Origin of the sequence: Sphingomonas sp. PAMC26645, from assembly GCF_004795835.1 — a bacterium.
Taxonomy (GTDB): domain Bacteria; phylum Pseudomonadota; class Alphaproteobacteria; order Sphingomonadales; family Sphingomonadaceae; genus Sphingomonas.
The window spans coordinates 2,110,504-2,129,175 of sequence record NZ_CP039249.1 but is presented as its reverse complement, the minus strand read 5'-3'; the positions used below and the strand labels follow the sequence as shown (position 1 = coordinate 2,129,175).

Here is an 18,672-nt window from a genome sequence, read left to right as displayed (position 1 = left end):
CAAGGGAATTTCATGAAGACGATGCTGTTCGGCGCCACCGCCCTGGCTGCGCTCCTCTCCTCGCAGGCGCATGCGCAAACCGCCGCCACGGATGCTCCGGCCCCTGCCCCCGCACCGACGTCGGTCGGTTCGACCAACCAGCGCGACATCATCGTCACCGCGCCGATCCAGACCAGCGAGCGCGACGTTCTTCAAGGCACGACCGTCCTGACCGGTCAGGAACTCACGCGCCAGTTGCGGCCGTCGATCGGCGAGACTCTCGCGCGCCAGCCTGGTGTGTCGGCATCGTCGTTCGGCCCAAGCGCATCGCGTCCTATCCTCCGCGGCTTTCAGGGCGACCGTATCCGCGTGCTGACCGACGGGATCGGCTCGATCGACGTTTCGAACACCTCGGTCGACCACGCCGTCATCATCGACCCGCTGCTCGCCGAGCGCATCGAGATCCTCCGCGGCCCCAGCGCGCTCCTCTACGGCACGTCGGCAGTCGGCGGCGTCGTCAATGTCATCGACACGCGCATCCCGCGCACCGTGCCGGAGAACGGCTACCGCGTGAACGGCATCGCCAATTACGGTTCGGCCGCCAACGAGCGTTCCGGCGGCATGGCCGGCGACGTCGCGGTCGGCCAGCACCTCGTGCTCCACGCTGACGGCTCGTACCTGAAGTCGGGTGACCTGCGCACTGGCGGCTACATCCTCTCGCGCGACGCCCGCGCCCAGGCGCAGGCCACCGCCGCCCTCCCCGTCGATCCCAACGAAGCCGACCCGATCGACTACGCCGCATCGGCGCAGTTGAAGGGCAAGCTTCCCAACACGCAGGCCGAGACCTGGACTGCGGGTGCCGGCGCGTCGATCATTACTGACAACGGTAATCTCGGCATCTCATACAGCCATTACGACAGCCTTTACGGCGTGCCGATTCGTTACGCCACGCAACCCGGCCAGGAGCAGGAAGCGCCACGCCTCGACGTCGTCCAGAACCGCGTCGACCTGCGCGGCGAGATCGACACCGGCGGCGATTTCATCAGCAAGATTCGCGTCCGCGCCGGCCAGGCGAGCTACCGCCATTTCGAACTGGAGGAGGATAACTCCGTCGGCACCGCCTTCTACAACAAGGGCCTCGAAGGTCGTCTCGAAGTCGTCCAGGCGAACCGTGGCGGCTGGCAGGGCGCGTCGGGCGTGCAGTTCTACAACCGCATCTTCAACGTGGTCGGCGACGAGGCCTTCCTGCCGAAGAACGAGACCAACCAGACCGGACTCTTCACGCTCCAGCAATACGAGTCGGGTAAGTTCCACGCCGAGGGTGGCGTCCGCTACGAGATCACCGATCTCGCCGCGCGCACGCCAGAAGACGACCTGCGCTTCTTCCGCGGCAGCCAAAGCTATCATTCGGTCTCGGGTTCGCTCGGCGCCTCCTACGCACTGACCGACAGCATCCGCGTCGGCCTGAACGGCTCGCGCACCGAGCGCGCACCGTCGGCGGAAGAGCTGTTCGCGAACGGCGCGCATGCCGGCACGCAGGCGTACGAACTCGGCAATCCCAACTTCCGGCTTGAGAAGTCGTGGGGCTTGGAGGGTACGCTGCACGCACATGGCGACGGCTTCAGCTTCGACGCGTCAGCCTATTACAACTGGTTCTCGAACTACATCTCGGAGAACCAGGTTGCGTCGACGGTCTGCCAGGCCGCCGCCGATCCTTCGGGCCGGACCGTCGACCTGCCCTGCTTCCAGTATCAGCAGGCCGACGCGCGCTATTACGGGTTCGAGGCGGACGCGTCGGTGAAGGTCGCCCAGATCGGCGGCTATGCGGTCAATGCCGACGTGCTGGGCGATTACGTCCACGCCAACATCGTCGACCAGGGCCCCGTCCCCCGCATTCCCCCGATGCGCGTGCTCGGCGGGATCGAGGCACAGGGAGACCGGATCAACGGCCGCGTCGAGGTCGAGCATGTGTTCGACCAGAACCGCATCGCCGCATTCGAGACGAAGACCAACGAGTACACGATGGTCAACGCCTCGATCGGCCTGAGCCCGTTCGGCAAGGATTCAAAGACGACGTTGCTGCTGAGCGCGAACAATCTGTTCGACGTCAACGCACGGCGCGCGACGAGCTTCCTCAAGGACTTCGCGCCGCTCGCCGGCCGCGATTTCCGCGCGACGCTGCGCTTCGGGCTGTAACCCCAACCGGCCGTTCCCGCATCGAGGCGGGAACGGCCGACACGCGATCATTTGCCGATCAGGACGTCGCTCGCCTTGATCAGGACGGTGACCGTGTCGCCGGTCGCGAGTGCGAGGTCGGCGATCGCTTCCTCTGTGATGTTCGCGGTGACGACGTTGCCGCCGCCGATGTCGACCTTGATCGAACCGTTGACCGCACCCGGCGTGATCGAGACGATGGTGCCGGAAATCTGGTTGCGTGCGCTGATCTTCATCGTTCTGTTCCTTCTGAAACCGTTCCCCGGCAGCGTCTTGGTCACGCTGCAAGTGCTGGATCCGATGCCATGAGATCGACCCGCACGCCATCCTCGCCGAGCAGTTCGAGGATCCGCTCGCCAGACGACAACGCGGTATCGCCCCACCAGTCGGCCGCCGTCATCCCGTCGAGATACCGCTCCGCACACCGCAGCGCGATGATGCAGCGAAGCGTCTCCCCCTCATGCTCGCGCTGGAACGCCATGACATGGTCGCGGCGCGGCCCGATGACACCGATCGGCGCATAGCTACCGTTCGAGAACAGCGCAGGATGCTTCCGCCGGAGATCCAGCAAATCCTTGATCGACCGCATCTTGGGCGCATCGCCGGCCCGCAGTATATGGCGCAGAACGGCATAATCGACCGGCCGCCGGTTATCCGGATCGACCAGGCTCAAATCGGCAATCTCCGTACCCTGATACAGATCCGGCACGCCGGGCACGGTATAGCGCAACGCAACCTGCGCCAGGCTGTTCTGCTCCGCGGCAGGCGCGATCCGCTCGACGAATGCCGTCATGTCCTCAAGAAAGTCCGTCGACCGTTCGGGATCGAGTAACGCCCGCGCCAGATCGTGACAGCGGGTCTCGTACGCCTCATCTGGCGCTTCCCAGGACGAGCGCAGTTTGGCCTCGCGCAGCGCCTTTTCCTGCCACGTGACGATCCGCTCTGCATACTCCGACAGAGCATCGGCGTCCGGCGCGCGAAGGTTCGTCGGCCAAGCGCCGAACAGCGTCTGGAGCAGCATATAGGCGTCGGCGGGATCGACGCCTTCCGCATACGGGGCAGCCAGTTCGAACCAATGCTCCGCACGGGAACGCCAGAGATCGGGTATCTCGCTGAGCACCGCGAGACGCGCGCGGACGTCCTCGCCGCGCTTGTGGTCATGCGTTGCGGTAGCGAGCATCGCGGACGGCCAGTCGCGGGCACGCTCGATCATCGCGGCGTGGAACGCGTCGATATGAAGCGACATCCGCGCGGCGTCGAACCCGACATCGTTGCGCGAAAGCAGGCGGCCATAGCGATAGAACGCTGTGTCCTCGACCGCCTTGGCGGCGATCGGTGCGGAGAGTTGCTGGAATTTGCGAACCGCTTCGGCGGCAAGTGCGACGTCGCCTGGCCCCTCGCCTGCCAACCAACCCAGGACTCGGTCGACGACCACACCTTCGCCGGGCGGGACGAACTCCGCAACCCGCTGGCGGACGGTATCGCGGATCCTGGCGTCTGCGAGCGGCGCGGCTTCGCCCGTTCCATAGGTCCGATACACCGGGAAAACCCAGAGCAGCCGCTCGATCACACGGTGAAGCATGCCCTTCGTCAGCCCGTCACAATCGGGTGTCGAGCGGGCCAGCGCCACGAACGCCTCGACGCAACGGCGATGCTGCGCATCGAACTGCCACGCGAGCAGTTCCTGTCGCGCGCGCAGTTCCTCGGGTGCGAAGTCGGCGGAGCGGCCGCTTATGTCGGACCAGAGTTCGGCGAGCGGTTCGGCGCCCGTGGGAGCATGCAGCAAGGCAGTCACTTGCTCCATGAAGTCGTACCCGCTGGTGCCGTCGACGCCCCAGTCGGTGCTGAGCGGTTCGCCGTCAGCGAGGATCTTCTCGATGACGATGTAGGCAGGCCCAGCCGGCGCATTAGCGGGACGCTCGATCGCGTCGAGGCGCGCCCGGAGTTGCTGGCAATAGCCGGCTGGGTCGGTCAGGCCATCGACATGATCGACGCGGACGCCGTCGATCAGTCCCTCGGCATAGAGGCGGAAATAGAGTGCGTGCGTGGCGTCGAACACGATGGGATCTTCGGCACGGAGGCCGGCGAGGTCGTTGATCGTGAAGAACCGCCGCCAGTTGAGATCGTCGTTCGCCACGCGCCATGAGGCAAGGCGGTAGTGCTGACGGTCGATTAGCGCGCCGATGTCGACGGTCGCTGCCGTGGCCTGATCCTCGTCGCGGAGGGGCAAGCGGTGTTCGCCGTATGCTTCGAGGACGTAGCGGTCGTCGACCTGCTCGACCTTCAGCGCGCCGCTGGTCAGTGTTTCGGCGAGCGGGTCACCGAGAATTGGGAGGACCAGCTTCTTGCGCCAGTCGATGTCGAAGTAGCGCACGAATTCGCTGCCTTCACCGTGTATTAGGACATCGTTCCACCACTTGTTCTCACCTCCGGCAACGCCCATGTGGTTCGGAACGATGTCGATGATGACGCCCATGTCTCGCGCGCGCAGAGCGGCGACAAGGCTTCGAAAGGCGCCCTCGCCGCCAAGTTCAGGGTTGATACGGGTCGGGTCGACGACGTCGTAGCCGTGGGTGGACCCGCTGCGAGCGGTGGTGATCGGCGAGGCGTAGAGATGGCTGATCCCGAGCTCGTCGAGATACGGCACCAGCGCTTCCGCGTCCGCGAAAGTGAAGTCCTTGCGGAACTGGAAGCGGTAGGTCGCGCGGGGCGTGGTGGGGGCGGTCATGCGGGCCTCGTGACGTTGAGCGTGACGATGCGGGCCGCGACTTCGGGGCGGGCAAGCAGCGCCTCGGTCGTGTCGGGCATGCGGCGGCGCCAGTTGGGATGTTCGTCGATCGTGCCGGGGAGGTTGGGTTGCTCGACCAGTCCGGCGAGGTCCTCGATCGGGATGATGGCGAGCGCGCAAAGCGTGCCGGCGACGTGCGCGATCGCCGCGTCGACGACCGGATCAGTATCTTCGGGGGTTGGCTGTTCGGTGCCGGTGTCGAATGCAGCCCAGAGCGCAACGCGGTCCTCGGCGCGAGCGGCGAGGTCCGTGGGTTTGTCGGCAGCGTCGGATTTGCGTCCGAGGTCCCATGTCCAGTCGATATCGCGGCCGCTCCACCATCCTGCGATCGTCGCAAGATCGTGCGTACCGGTCATCGCCACTGCATCGGGCGACCATTTGGCGGGAGGGACGAAGCCGTCCGCATCGCGCTCGAACCAGAGCACGCGCATCCCGAGCATTGCGCGCGCGTCCATCGCCTCGCGGAACCCGTCGGGGACGGTGCCGAGGTCTTCGCCGATCACGATTGCCTTGGCACGCTGCGATTCCATCGCGACGATCCGCATCATGTCGTCGAACGGCATGTCGAGGTACGCGCCTTCCGCGGCCGACGCGCCTTCGGGAACGACCCAGAGGCGACGGAGGCCGAACGCGTGGTCGATGCGGATGCCACCGGCATGCGCGAGCGCTGAGCGGATCGTCGCGATGAAGGGAGCGAAGGCAGTATCGCGCAGCGCTTGCGGATCGAACCCGGTGATGCCCCAGCTTTGCCCGTCCGGCCCGAGCGGATCGGGCGGCGCGCCGATCGAGAGGCCGGTGAGCAAGTCGTTGCGCCGGCTCCAGCCGTGGCTGCCACCGGGGTCCATGCCGACGGCGAGATCGGCAATGAGGCCGATCGCCATGCCGGCGTCCTTGGCGGCCGTCTGCGCGGCGTCGAGGTCGCGGCGCGCTAGCCATTGTAGGAAGATGTAGAATGTAACGTCGTCCGCATGCTCCTCCACGAAGCGGCGGACGGCGGGACTGGCGGGATCGTGATACTCCGCGGGCCATTGCTGCCAGCCGCGTGCACCGATGGCCGCGAAGAAGTGCGCGTGGAGGGCGTCGAACTCGGCATGGCGTTCGAGGTCGTCGCCGCCTTGCAGCCTGAACGCTGTCAGCGTTTCCTCAATCTGTGAAGGCACTTGATCGAAGCTCTTGCGTAGTCGCGCGAGCTTTTCAGGGATGGCGGCGTGCCAGTCGATCAGTTCGGGGACGTCGCGGCTTCCGGACTTTGCACCGAATGCGGCCGGGTCACCGTACAGCCCGTTGAGGAATTGGCGGCTCGAGGGTGCGTAGGGGCTGTATCGGCTGGGGTCGGCGGGGAACAGCGCGTGCGTCGGACTGATCGCGAGGGCATCGGCGCCGCGTCGGTCGAACGCGCGGGCGGCATCGGCTAGCGAAACGAAGTCTCCGAACGACTTGGGTGCGTCGGTGCGAAGGCTTGGGATCTGGACGGCGGGCGCCCAGAGTTTGCGGCTCGGTAGCGTGTCGGCGATCGTGTAGCAGCGACGCGGCGCGACGAGAATGTCGATGACTTCGCCATTGATTTCAAGCTTGTGGTAGCCGCTCTTGCTTATCGGACTCAACTCACCGTTATCGACCGTGATGGAGCGCGACGTACCGTCTTCGAACGTAAGTTCGGCTTTGCCCGATACCTTTGATGCTAGCCGGATCGGGTCTCCCACATCAACGGACAAGAAACGGACACCCTGCGCGTTTCGCGCTTCGATCGCGGCGAGGCTTTCGGCGATCTGCTTTTCGCTTCCGGACGGATGGCCGAGACGATCTAGGATCGCCTGTAACGCACCGTCGGCGACGGACTGGCGACGCCCCGCTGCGTCCTGCCATTCGGGTTGCAGACCGGCTGCGACAGCGAGTGTTCGGAGGCTGCTCATCGATCCAGCCAGACTGCCACGGCAGCGGCCTCCCCGGGTTCGCCCTCGGCGAAGACTGGCGAAGTCTCTATTACAGGAAAATCAACGACATCGTCGCCGAGGTTGACCGCAATCGTGAGGATTGCGCCGTCACCCATTTTCCAGCGCGCAACGACCGCCCCCTCCCCGATCGCCTCGGCACCAATTGCGGTCGTATCGCGCAGGCGGGGGATGATCTGCTCGTGTCGGATCTTGAGCAGGGTGCGGTACAGGTCCTGCCACTCGGGCGCGTCGGCACCGGGCCGTGCTCGCGATTGGAGAAAGGTTTCGTGTGCGTTGGGGTCGGGGATCGCCTCGCGTGCTTCGGGATCGGCGAACGGGGCGAACTTGGAGAACTCCCTGCGTCGGCCTTTGCGCACCGCGTCCGCTAGCTCGTCGTGGAAGTCGGTGAAGAACAGGAACGGGCTTTCACTGCCGTGCTCGTCGCCGATGAAGAGCAAAGGGATTTGCGGGCCCAGCAGCAGCAGCACGGTGGCGGCGCGGAGCTTGTGGCGGTCCGCTAGCAGCGTCAGGCGTTCGCCCATCGCGCGGTTACCGATTTGGTCGTGGTTCTGGAGGAACGCGACGAACGCGGTCGGCGACAAATGCGCGCTGGGTTTGCCGCGCGGCTTGCCGTCATGGTTGGGTGAGCCTTCGCCCTGATAGATAAAGCCTTCACTGAGGCAGCGCGCGAGGCGTTCGGCGGGGCGGTCGGCGAAGTCGGCGTAATAGGCGCTGGTCTCACCTGTGAGCAGGACGTGGAGGACGTTGTGGAAGTCGTCGTTCCATTGCGCGTCGAACGCGGCGGGGCGGAGACGGTCGGAGTCGTTGCCTTCGTTTTCGAGAACGAGGTGGACGTGGCGACCGGCGGTCTTCTCGCGCAGTTCGGCGGCCATCGCGTCGAGGAAGTCATCGTTCTCGATCGCGTGGACCGCGTCGAAGCGAAGGCCGTCGAACTTGTACTCGTTCAGCCACATCAGCGCGTTGTCGACGAAATAGCGGTGGACCGGCGCCTGGTCGACCGCCACCGCGCCGCCCCAGGGAGTGTCGACTTCGGGGTGAAAGAAGCCCTTCGCGTAGGCGCCCAGGTAGTTTCCGTCGGGGCCGAAGTGATTGTAGACGACGTCGAGGAACACGGCGAGGCCGAGTTCATGGGCGCGGTCGACCAGCGCCTTCAGGTCGTCGGGTGTGCCGTAGCTTTCGGCGGGGGCGTAGGGGAGCACGCCGTCATAGCCCCAGTTGCGGGTGCCGCCGAACGCGTTGACAGGCATCAGTTCGATCGCGGTGATGCCGAGTTCGGCGATCGCCGGGAGGTGGTCCGCGACGCCGGCGAAGCCGCCGAGCGTGCCGACATGGACCTCCTGGATGACCACCTCTTCCCACGGTCGGCCGCGCCAGTCCGGGGTGCGCCACACGTAGGCGTCGGGATCGACGACTACGCTCCAACCATGGACGCCGCCGGACTGCGCATGGGACGCCGGATCGGGAATTGCGAGATCGTCCGTCAGACGGAACCGGTAGAGGCTCCCTGCCCCTACCGGCGCCTTGGCGCTGAACCAGCCTTCCGGTTCGGGAATCATAGGGACCGACGGGCCATCGCCGATCTCGACGGTCACTGCGTCGCGATCGGGTGCCCAGAGGCGGAACGTCGTTTCGTCCCCGGTGAGCGTAGGTCCCCAGCTACTCACGCTGCGATCGTCCAGGAGAGCAGCGCCGCGCCCTGTGGGGGAAGCTCGTAGCTATCCTTGATCGGTGTGGTGCCCTGTTCCGGCTTGCTGCTGTCGATCAACACGGTGCGCTCGACCTCTGCCGGCGGCGGCATGTGGAACGTCAGCGGGCCTTCCGAAGCGTTGAGCAGCAGGGAGATCACCTGCACCTCGCCCGACTCCTGCTCGCACGCGCGACGCATCACCAGCGCGCGGCCGTTGGTGTTCTCCCAGTCCTCCGGCGTGAGCTGCAAGCCACGCTCGTCCCACCATTCGATGTCCTTCAGCCCTTCCGCGGGCGTGTCCTCGCCGTAGAGGAAGTTGCCGGCGCGGAGCATCGGGTAGTCGCGGCGTAGGGCGATCAGGCGCGCGGTGAAGTCGATCAGCGCGTCGCCCTCGGGGGACTTGGCCTTGTTCCAGTCGAGCCAGCTGATCTCGTTGTCCTGGCAGTACGCGTTGTTGTTGCCGTTCTGCGTGCGGCCGAACTCGTCGCCCGCCACCAGCATCGGCGTGCCGAGCGAGGCGAACAGCGTGGTCAGCATCGATCGCATCACGCGCGACCGGGTCTCCAGGATCGCGGCGTCTTCGGTCGGCCCTTCGACGCCCCAGTTGCGCGAGCAGTTGTTCGAGTGGCCGTCATTATTGTCCTCACCGTTCGCTTCGTTGTGGCGTTCCTCGTAGGCGACGGTGTCGGCGAGCGTGTAACCGTCATGTGCGCCGAGCAAGTTGACGCTTGCCCAGGGTCGGCGCGCGCGGCGATCGAACAGATCGGCCGAGCCGGTCAGCCGCGCGGCGAGATCGGCGCGCTGCGCATGATCGCCGCGCCAGAACTTCCGCACGGTGTCGCGGTACTTGTCGTTCCACTCGGCGAAACCGGGGGGGAAGTTGCCGAGCTGGTAGCCGCCGGGGCCGATGTCCCAGGGCTCGGTGATGAGCTTCAGCCTGCCGAGTACCGGGTCTTGGCGGAGCACGTCAAAGAAGCCTGCGCCGGGATCGAAGCCGGTATCCGTACGGCCGAGCGTCAGCCCGAGATCGAAGCGGAAGCCGTCGATCCCGAAGCTGGTCGCCCAGTAACGGAGCGAGTCCGCGACCATCTGGATGACGCGCGCTTTGGTCAGGTTCAACGTGTTGCCGGTACCGGTGTCGTTAATTGAATAGCGGGGGTCGTCCTTGACGAGGCGGTAGTAGCTCGCGTTGTCCAGGCCGCGCCACGAGAGCGTCGGGCCTTGTTCGGAGCCTTCGCAGGTGTGGTTGTAGACGACGTCGAGGATCACCTCGATCCCGGCCGCGTGGAGGCGGCGGATCGAGCGGCGGAGTTCGTCGTGGCTGTCGGTCGCGAAGAACGAGCGCTCCGGCGTGAAGAAGTTGAGGGTGTTGTAGCCCCAATAATTGCGCAGGCCCTTCTCCTGAAGGAAGCGGTCCTGGATGTAGGTGTGGATCGGCAACAGCTCGATCGCGGTGACGCCAAGGCGCTTGAGGTGATCGATGACCTTGGGGTTGCCGAGCGCCGCGAAGGTGCCGCGTTCGGAGGGCTGGACCTCCTCGAACAGCTTGGTCAGGCCCTTGGTATGCGCCTCGTAGATCACCGTCTCGGACCAGGGCGTGTTAGGGCGCACGTCGCGCGACCAGTCGAAATGGCTGTCGGTCACGACGCCCTTGGGCATCGTCAGCGCGCTGTCGCGCTTGTCGAAGCTCAGGTCCGCGCGCGGCGACTTCACCTGATAGCCGTACATCGCGTCGGTCCAGCGAAGTTCGCCGATCATCTGCTTGGCGTACGGGTCGAGCAGCAGCTTGTTCGGGTTGAAGCGGTGGCCTTCCTCGGGCGCGTACCGGCCGTGGGCGCGGTAGCCGTAGACGAGGCCGGGTTGCGCGTCGGGGAGGTAGCCGTGCCAGACTTCATCGGTCCATTCGGGGAGCGGGTAGCGCTTCAGCTCGCGGCGGCCGGTCTCGTCATAGACGCAGAGTTCGATCTTCTCGGCATTGGCGGAATACACCGCGAAATTGACGCCGAGGCCGTCGAAGGTCGCGCCGAGGGGATAGGCCGAGCCGGCGTCGAGCGTGTCGGGCAGTAGATGCAATGCGAGGACCCTTTTCGTGTCGCCGACCGAGCTTTATCGCGGTGCAGCATTCCTTGCCGTGAAACCCGCCCGCCCGTTCCTATGTTCCGCAAGCAGCAGCGAGTTTTCGCCGCACCTTCTCACAGATCAAGGGACACGCGCATGCCTTCCACCATCCGATCGATCGCCGCATGAGCGGGCCGAAACTGTTCGAGCCGCTCAAGGTCGGCAACCTGACGCTCGCCAACCGGATCGTGATCGCGCCGATGTGCCAGTATTCGGCGACCAACGGCTGCATGAACGACTGGCACCATATCCACCTAGGGCAGCTCGCGCTGTCGGGCGCGGCGCTGCTGACGATCGAGGCGAGCGCGGTGCTGCCCGAGGGGCGGATCACGCATGGCGACGTCGGGCTGTACGACGACGCGACCGAGGCGGCGATGGCGGGCGTGATCGAGAGCGTGCGGCGTTGGTCGGACATGCCGATCGCGATCCAGTTGTCGCATGCCGGGCGCAAGGCGTCGTGCGAGGTACCTTGGAAGGGTGGGCTGCAGATCGCACCGGGTGAGCCGAACGGGTGGCAGACCGAGGGGCCTTCGACGGTGCCGTTCCTGCCGGAGGAGAATGCTCCGGTCGCGCTCGACCGCGACGGGCTAACGCGCGTCCGCGATGCGTTCGTGGCCGCGACGGTGCGCGCGGCGCGGCTCGGGATCGACGCGGTGCAGTTGCATGCGGCGCATGGGTATCTGCTGCACGAGTTCCTGTCGCCGCTGTCGAACCGGCGCGAGGACGAATATGGCGGCAGTCTCGAGAACCGGATGCGCTTCCCGCTTGAGGTGTATGACGCCGTCCGCGCGGCATTCCCGGCGGAGCGCGCGGTGACGATGCGCGTGTCGGGGACCGACTGGGTCGAGGGCGGCTGGGATTCCGACCAGACGGTGGCGTTCGCGAAGGCGCTGGAAGCGCGGGGTTGCAGTGCGATCCACGTGTCGAGCGGTGGGATCACGCCCGCCCAGCAGATCCCGGTCGGGCCGAGCTATCAGGTGCCGCTCGCGCGGGCGGTGAAGCAGGCGGTGTCGATCCCGGTCGTCGCGGTCGGGCTGATCACCGATTTCGAGCAGGCCGAGGCGATCGTCGGGACGGGCGATGCGGACATGATCGCGCTGGCGCGGACGATCCTGTACGATCCGCGCTGGCCTTGGCATGCGGCCGCGCATCTTGGGGGTAAGGTGAAGGCGCCGAAGCAGTATCTCAGGTCGCAGCCGCGGCAGTTTAAGGACTTGTTCGAGGGGTAAGGGCCTGCTTCTGCAATCCTCCCCCGGCAGGGGGAGGTGGCGCGGAGCGACGGAGGGGGAGGAACACGCAACATCGGTTGCACCTGCCTCCCCCTCCGTCAGGCAAGTGCCTGCCACCTCCCCCTGGCGGGGGAGGATTTCTTAGTTACGCGCTGGCGACGCCTGAGCGTTTACCCTGCCACCGTCATCACCGAGCCAGAATCGACCCGAATATCCGCGCCGTTGATGAAGCTCGCCCGCTCCGAGCACAGGAACACGATCGCCGACGCGACCTCTTCCGCCGTCCCGCGACGCTTCAAGGTCATCCCCGGGCGCTCCTCCTCAAGGAACGTCTCGATCGCCTCGTCGAAGCTCGTGCCCTTCTCGTCGGCGCGTTTCTGCATCATCTTGTCGGTCATCGGCGTCGCGATGAACGCGGGCGAGACGGTGTTCACCAGCACGTTGTCACAGCCATAAGCCTTGGACAGCCCCTTCGAGAGGCTTGAGATCCCCGCCTTCGACGCGCAATAGGCGAGCTCGTCGACATAGGGCTGCACCGCATCCTCCGAGCTCATCAGCACGATGCGGCCCCATTTCGCGGCGCGCATCGCCGGGATCGCCTCGCGGCAGACGCGCACCGCGCCCATCAGGTTGATGTCGATCGTCGACTGCCATCCGGCATCGTCGACGTCGAGGAAGTCGCCGGTCGCGCCGGTCACGCCCGCGCAATTGACGAGGATGTCGGGTTCGCCGAGCTGTTCGCGGACCTTGGCGAACAGGGCCTTCACGTCGTCGAGCTTGGTCAGATCCGCCTCGACCGCGATCACTTCGCCGTGCGCCGTCAGCTCCTCGACACTCGCGTCGAGGTCGCCGCCGGGCTGGTCGGTAATCGCGACGCGGACGCCTTCCTGGAGCAGCATCCGGGCGGTTTCCTTGCCCATGCCGCTGTCCGCGCCGGTGATGAGCGCGATCTTGCCTGTGATATCGAGGTTCATGCTGTCGTCCTTACGTCAGTGAAAAAGGTCATGCCCATTCCCGCGGACCGTCGCTGTCGAGCGCACGGTCGAGGTAGAAGGCCGCGCTGATCAGCGCCAAATGGCTGAAGCCTTGCGGGAAATTGCCGAGGAAGCTGCCGTCCTGCGCGATCTCCTCGGCGAACAGGCCGAGATGGTTGCCATGCGCGAGCAGCTTCTCGAAGTTCAGCCGCGCCTCGTCGAGGCGCCCTGCTCGCGCGAGGCATTCGACGTACCAGAACGAGCAGGCGACGAACGTCCCCTCCTGCCCCGGCAGGCCGTCGTCGATCCGGTAGCGATAGACCTGCCCATCGTCGGACAGATCCTCGCCAATCGCCTCCAGCGTCGCGAGCCACTTGGGATCGGTCGCGCCGACGAAGCGGACCAGCGGCATCATCAGCAACGCGCCGTCGACCGCCAGATCCTCGGGCGCCTCGCCAATCGCGCGGACGAAGCGGCCGAGATCGTCGTTCCAGAAGTTTGCCCAGATATCGTCATGGATCGCCGTCCGCGTCTCGGACCAACGGACCAGCGGCGCGGGGAGCGAGCGTTTCTGCGCCAGCCGCACCGCGCGGTCGACCGCGACCCAGCTCATCAGGCGCGAGTGGAGGTAATGCTTCTTCGGTCCGCGGACCTCCCAGATGCCCGAGTCCGGCGTGTCCCACGTCTCGCAGACCTGATCGACGATCCGCCCGATCGCGACCCACGAGTCATGCGCGATCGGCTCGCCATATTTGCTGCCGAGATAGGTCGCATCGAGCAGCGCGCCGTAGATGTCGTGCTGCGTCTGGTCCTTCGCCTCGTTGCCGACCACGATCGGGGTCGCGCCCTCGAACCCGGCAAGGTCGAGCTTGCGTTCGTCGGCAATCTCGCCGCCATCGAGCGCGTACATGACGCCGAGATGGCCCTTCGAACAGGCCTGCGCGCGGTCCATCGCCCAGTGGAGGAAGCCGACTGCCTCGCCCTGATAGCCGAGCCGGAGCAAGGCATAGACGATGAAGGATGAGTCGCGGACCCACGTCGCGCGGTAATCCCAGTTGCGGACGCCGCCATGCGCTTCGGGCAGGCCAAAGGTGGCGGCGGCGGCGATCGAGCCGTGCTTGCGCGAAGTGAGCAGCTTTAGTGCCATTGCCGAGCGCTCGACCGTCTCGCGCCAGCGGCCGCGGTAGCGCGACTTGCGGCTCCATGCGCGCCAATAGTTTAGGTCCTTCTCGACGATCGCGTCGAGCGCTTCGGTGTCGAGTGAGACGTCGTCGGGGTTGCTGAGGATCAGCGAGACGGTGTCGCCTTCCTCCAGGTGGATCTCGACGGTCAGGTCGCAGCCGTCCGCGACCAGCGTTGCCGCGCCGTGAACTGCGAGCGCGAGCCCGCTCTCGTGATCGAACCGCCCGCGCGATACGTCCGCCCCCGACGTCGTGACGGAGGCCGTGCGGCCCATCACGCCATAGTCGAACCGCGGGGCGCAGCGGACCCGGACCGTCGCCGACCCGCGCGTGCAGGTCAGCCGCCGGACCAGCCGCGACGGCGCGTCGTCCTTGTCGTTGCCGACCGGCATGAGGTCGACCAGATCGACGCTCGCCGCGTTCGCCATCCAGCGGGTCAGCAGGATGTTGGTCTCGGGCAGGTACATCTGGACGATGTTCGCGTCGGGCAGATCGGGCTCGACCGAGAAATGGCCGCCCTTGTCGCCGTCGAGCAACCGCGCGAAGACCGACGCGCTGTCAAGGCATGGCCAGCAGAGATAGTCGATCGTCCCGGCGGTATCGACCAGCGCGATCGTCTCCAGATTACCGATCGCGCCGTGGTCCGCGATCGATATGCCCTGCTTATCCATTATCGCGGAAGCCGGGATACAGGCTCATGCCGCCATCGATCGTCAGCGTCGAACCGACGATATAGTCCGCCGCATCCGACACGAGGAACAGCGCGGCGCGCGCGACATCTTCGGGGTCGCCGATCCGGCCGTAGGGGATCAGTTCGAGCAGCTTGTCTCGGTCCGCGGTCGCGTCCTCGTTGATCTCGGTCGCGATCGCACCGGGGGCGATGCCGTTCACGCGGATGCGGTCGCCGGCGATTTCCTGTGCGAGCGTCCGCATCAGCATCCCGCTGCCGCCCTTCGACGCGGCGTAATTGGCGTGGCCCGCCCAAGGGATGACTTCGTGCACCGAACTCATGAACAGGATCTTCCCGATCGACCGGCTAAACCCGCGGTTACCCTGCTTGCGGAACCGGCGGACGGCCTCGCGCGAGACGAGGAACTGGCCGGTCAGGTTGACGTCGATGACGCGCTTCCAGTCCTCCAGCGTCAGGTCGGCATAGGCCGCGTCCTTCTGCATGCCGGCGTTGGCGAAGACGATGTCGACCCCGCCGAAGCGCTCGACCGTCTCGTCGAACAGTTTGAGCACCGCTGCCTCGTCCGACGTATCCGCCTCGCAGGCGAACGCCTCGCCGCCGGCCTGCTCGATCGCCTCGACCACCTCGCGCGCCTTGTCGGCGCTGCTGTTGTAGTTGACTGCCACCTTCGCGCCGGCCTTGGCAAAGGCGATGGCGGAGGCGCGGCCGAGTCCGGAACTCGCGCCGGTGACGATCGCGGCCTGGCCCGTCAGGTCGATGTGCATGGCTGGTCTTTCGCTGGGGATTGTCGCGGCTTAACGCGCGCCCTCCTGCATTTCTCCCTGCCCCCGCCCTCCCCCCGCAATCTTGCTGATCTGCGTTAAGTCACCGTTTCCGGTGCAACTCTTAGCCCGCCCCGCGCGCTGTGGGTCCTGAGAAGCTACGAGGACGGCACATGACCAAGACCATCGCCAAGGATACCGGCACACCACCGCAGGGCTCCAAATTCGAAACGCAGGTCGGCGAAGGCGGCGAACTCCATCAGGTCGCCAGCGGCGACGGCGACGTGCTGACGACGCAGCAGGGCATCCCGGTGTTCGACGACCAGAATTCGCTCAAGGTTGGCGATCGCGGGCCGACTCTGCTCGAGGATTTCCACTTCCGCGAGAAGATCTTCCACTTCGATCACGAGCGTATCCCCGAGCGCGTCGTCCATGCGCGCGGCTATGGCGCGCACGGCACGTTCACGCTGACCGAGAGCCTGGAAGAGTTCACCAGCGCCGGCATCCTGACCGAAGTCGGCGAGCAGACGCCGATGTTCCTGCGTTTCTCGACGGTCGCGGGCAACAAGGGCTCGGCCGATCTCGCACGCGACGTACGCGGCTTCGCGGTGAAGTTCTACACCAAGGAAGGCAATTGGGACGTCGTCGGGAATAATATCCCGGTGTTCTTCATCCAGGACGCGATCAAGTTCCCCGACCTGATCCATGCCGCCAAGCAGGAGCCCGACCGCGGTTTCCCGCAGGCGCAGACCGCGCATGACAATTTCTGGGACTTCATCAGTCTGACCCCGGAATCGATGCACATGGTCATGTGGATCATGTCCGACCGCACCATCCCGCGCGGCTTCCGCTTCGTCGAGGGCTTCGGCGTGCACACGTTCCGCCTCGTCAATGCCGAGGGCAAGGGCACCTACGTCAAGTTCCACTTCAAGCCGAAGCTGGGTCTCCAGTCGGTCGCGTGGAACGAAGCGGTCAAGATCAACGGTGCCGATCCCGACTTCCATCGTCGCGATCTTTGGGACTCAATCGACCAGGGCAACTTCCCAGAGTGGGACATGGGCGTCCAGCTGTTCGACGACGAGTTCGCCGACAATTTCGAGTTCGACGTGCTCGATGCGACCAAGGTCATTCCCGAGGAGCAGATCCCGGTCCGCATCATCGGCAGCTTCAAGCTCGATCGCCTGGTCGACAATTTCTTCGCCGAGACCGAACAGGTCGCGTTCTGCACGCAGAACATCGTGCCCGGCATCGGCTTCACCAACGATCCGTTGCTGCAGGGCCGCAACTTCTCGTATCTCGATACGCAGTTGAAGCGCCTCGGCAGCCCCAATTTCACGCATATCCCGATCAATGCGCCGAAGATCCCGGTGAACAATTACCAGCAGGACGGTCACATGGCGATGCATGCCCGCAAGGGTCGTGCGAACTATGAGCCGAACAGCTGGGCCGGTACGCCGCGCGAGAGCCCATCGAAGGGCTACAAGCACTTCCCGTCGCAGGAGACAGGGCGCAAGGCACAGGTGCGGTCTGCCACGTTCGCCGATCACTACAGCCAGGCGCGGCAGTTCTTCATCAGCCAGACCGCAATCGAGCAGAAGCACATCGGCGATGCGCTGACGTTCGAGCTGTCGAAGGTCGAGCGCGTCGACATCCGCGAACTGATGGTCGGGCATCTGCTCAACATCGACGAGAAGCTGGCGAAGACGGTTGCGACCGGTCTCGGGCTCAAGGCGATGCCGCCAAAGGCCAAGGCTGCGGTCGAGACGCGGACCGACCTGCCAGCTTCGGACGCGCTCAGCATCCTGAAGAACACCAGCGGCAGCTTCGAGGGTCGCAAGCTCGGCATTCTCGTCACCGACGGTGCTCCAGCAACAATCGTGCAGGCTCTGGTCGACGGGATCGTAGCGGCGAAGGCCACGTACGAGATCATCGCACCGAAGGTTGCCGGTGCGACGCTCGACGACGGGACGCTCGCGGAAGGCAAGCAGAAGATCGATGGCGCGCCGTCGGTGCTCTACGATGCCGTCGCGGTCATCGTGTCGGCGGACGGCGCGAAGAAGCTCGGCAAGGACAAGACCGCGAAGGACTTCGTCAGCGACGCGTTCGGGCATGCCAAGTTCATCGGCTTCAACGCCGACGCGAAGCCGTTCCTCGAAAGGGCCGGCATCGAGGACGAGGACATGGACGACGGCGTGATCGCGCTGGGCGGCAAAGGCGACGTCGACGCGTTCCTCAAGACGCTCGGCAAGCTCCGCATCTGGGAGCGCGAACTGAACGTCGACCTCGACGCGCCAGCGTTCGAAAACCCCGAGGCGGCTTGATCGCTTCGTTCAAACCCGGGTCGTCGCCACCACACGCTCAGCGTGCGGTGGCGATCGCCATTCCGGTCAAGAACGAAGACCAGTATCTGCTTGGCTGCCTCGACGCGCTGGATCGTGCGGCGGGGCGCTACGGCGGCAAGGTCGTCATCGTTGCGATGGCGAACGACTGCACCGACGGCACGATCGATATCCTGACGAACTGGCGGCCGACGCATGCGACGATCGCATGGTCGGCCGTTTCGCTTCTTCCAGGCGCGCGTCATGCCGGCTGGGCCCGGCGGCTAGCGCTCGACGCTGGTGCCGCGCTACTTACGCATCATACCGATCTGCTGCTGTCGACCGATGCGGACACGAACGTCTCCGCGGACTGGATCGTGCGGATCGCCGCGCATGTCGATGCGGGCAACGACGCCGTGGCGGGTCGCGCGCTGACGCTTCGGTCCGACCGTGCGAGCCTTGGCGCCGCGGCACGACGGCGGCTCGATCAGCTCGGGCGTTATTACACCGCTCTGGATTATCTCCGCGCGCGCGCCGAGACCGAAGCGCATGATCCCTGGCCCCGCCATTTCTATGAAGGCGGCGCGAGTATCGCGGTGACCCATGCGATGTACCGCCGGATCGGTGGCGCCCCTACCCCGCCCGTTGCCGAAGACCGCGCGCTGTTCGATCGGATCCGGGCGCATGGCGGGCAGGTTCGCCACCCGCTAGACGTCCGCGTCTTCACCTCATGCAGGATTTCGGGCCGTGCGCCAGGCGGCATGGCGGACACGGTCG

The 18,672-nt window shown here is 65.7% G+C and carries 11 protein-coding genes and 1 pseudogene; 4 read left to right on the top strand and 8 right to left on the bottom strand.

All coding sequences use genetic code 11. The features are described 5' to 3' along the window. Positions 1–12: 12 nt before the first annotated feature. Entirely contained in the window at positions 13–2,175 is a 2,163-nt protein-coding gene (locus E5673_RS10100) for a TonB-dependent receptor (protein ID WP_136189890.1), read from the top strand. A 47-nt stretch (positions 2,176–2,222) separates the two neighbouring features. Here E5673_RS10100 and E5673_RS10095 read toward each other — a convergent pair whose 3' ends face one another. Genes E5673_RS10095 through glgX form a run of 5 tightly spaced genes read right to left on the bottom strand, consistent with a single transcriptional unit; the run spans position 2,223 to position 10,696 of the window. After that, positions 2,223–2,429 (bottom strand): TOBE domain-containing protein, encoded by a 207-nt coding sequence (locus E5673_RS10095; RefSeq protein WP_056063255.1) that lies wholly within the window; start codon positions 2,427–2,429, stop codon positions 2,223–2,225. A gap of 41 nt (positions 2,430–2,470) precedes the next feature. Continuing rightward, a complete protein-coding gene (gene treY / locus E5673_RS10090) occupies positions 2,471–4,921 on the bottom strand; it encodes a malto-oligosyltrehalose synthase (protein ID WP_136189889.1) in 2,451 nt (816 codons plus the stop codon). Further along, complete coding sequence (gene malQ, locus E5673_RS10085) at positions 4,918–6,894, bottom strand: 4-alpha-glucanotransferase (protein WP_136189888.1); 1,977 nt, start codon at positions 6,892–6,894, stop codon at positions 4,918–4,920. The genes treY and malQ overlap by 4 nt, the downstream gene beginning before the upstream one ends. Beyond that, complete coding sequence (gene treZ, locus E5673_RS10080) at positions 6,891–8,600, bottom strand: malto-oligosyltrehalose trehalohydrolase (RefSeq protein ID WP_136189887.1); 1,710 nt, start codon at positions 8,598–8,600, stop codon at positions 6,891–6,893. The genes malQ and treZ overlap by 4 nt, the downstream gene beginning before the upstream one ends. Beyond that, the gene (gene glgX / locus E5673_RS10075; RefSeq protein WP_136189886.1) at positions 8,597–10,696 is read right to left on the bottom strand and encodes a glycogen debranching protein GlgX; all 2,100 of its coding nucleotides are present in this window, start codon (positions 10,694–10,696) and stop codon (positions 8,597–8,599) included. The genes treZ and glgX overlap by 4 nt, the downstream gene beginning before the upstream one ends. A 170-nt stretch (positions 10,697–10,866) precedes the next feature. On the opposite strand from glgX, the gene E5673_RS10070 reads away from it, so the two are divergent. Next, complete coding sequence (locus E5673_RS10070) at positions 10,867–11,970, top strand: NADH:flavin oxidoreductase/NADH oxidase (RefSeq protein ID WP_136189885.1); 1,104 nt, start codon at positions 10,867–10,869, stop codon at positions 11,968–11,970. A gap of 170 nt (positions 11,971–12,140) precedes the next feature. On the opposite strand, the gene E5673_RS10065 is transcribed toward E5673_RS10070, so the two are convergent. The 3 genes from E5673_RS10065 to E5673_RS10055 are packed head-to-tail and all read right to left on the bottom strand — an operon-like array spanning position 12,141 to position 15,580. Beyond that, positions 12,141–12,944, bottom strand: a complete 804-nt coding sequence (locus tag E5673_RS10065; RefSeq protein WP_136189884.1) for an SDR family oxidoreductase — start codon at positions 12,942–12,944, stop codon at positions 12,141–12,143. 28 nt (positions 12,945–12,972) lie between these two features. After that, entirely contained in the window at positions 12,973–14,796 is a 1,824-nt protein-coding gene (locus tag E5673_RS10060) for a glycoside hydrolase family 15 protein (RefSeq protein WP_136189883.1), read from the bottom strand. Then, positions 14,789–15,580 carry a glucose 1-dehydrogenase gene (locus E5673_RS10055; protein WP_136189882.1) on the bottom strand — a complete coding sequence of 264 codons (792 nt, stop codon included), beginning with the start codon at positions 15,578–15,580 and terminating at the stop codon, positions 14,789–14,791. The genes E5673_RS10060 and E5673_RS10055 overlap by 8 nt, the downstream gene beginning before the upstream one ends. Positions 15,581–15,750: 170 nt before the next feature. Between E5673_RS10055 and E5673_RS10050 the strand changes: the two genes are divergently transcribed. Both E5673_RS10050 and E5673_RS19980 read left to right on the top strand, forming a co-directional pair. Further along, complete coding sequence (locus E5673_RS10050) at positions 15,751–17,898, top strand: catalase (RefSeq protein ID WP_136189881.1); 2,148 nt, start codon at positions 15,751–15,753, stop codon at positions 17,896–17,898. Positions 17,899–17,945: 47 nt separating this feature from the next. Continuing rightward, positions 17,946–18,311: pseudogene (locus E5673_RS19980) on the top strand (glycosyltransferase); the annotation flags it as partial. Positions 18,312–18,672: the final 361 nt, after the last annotated feature.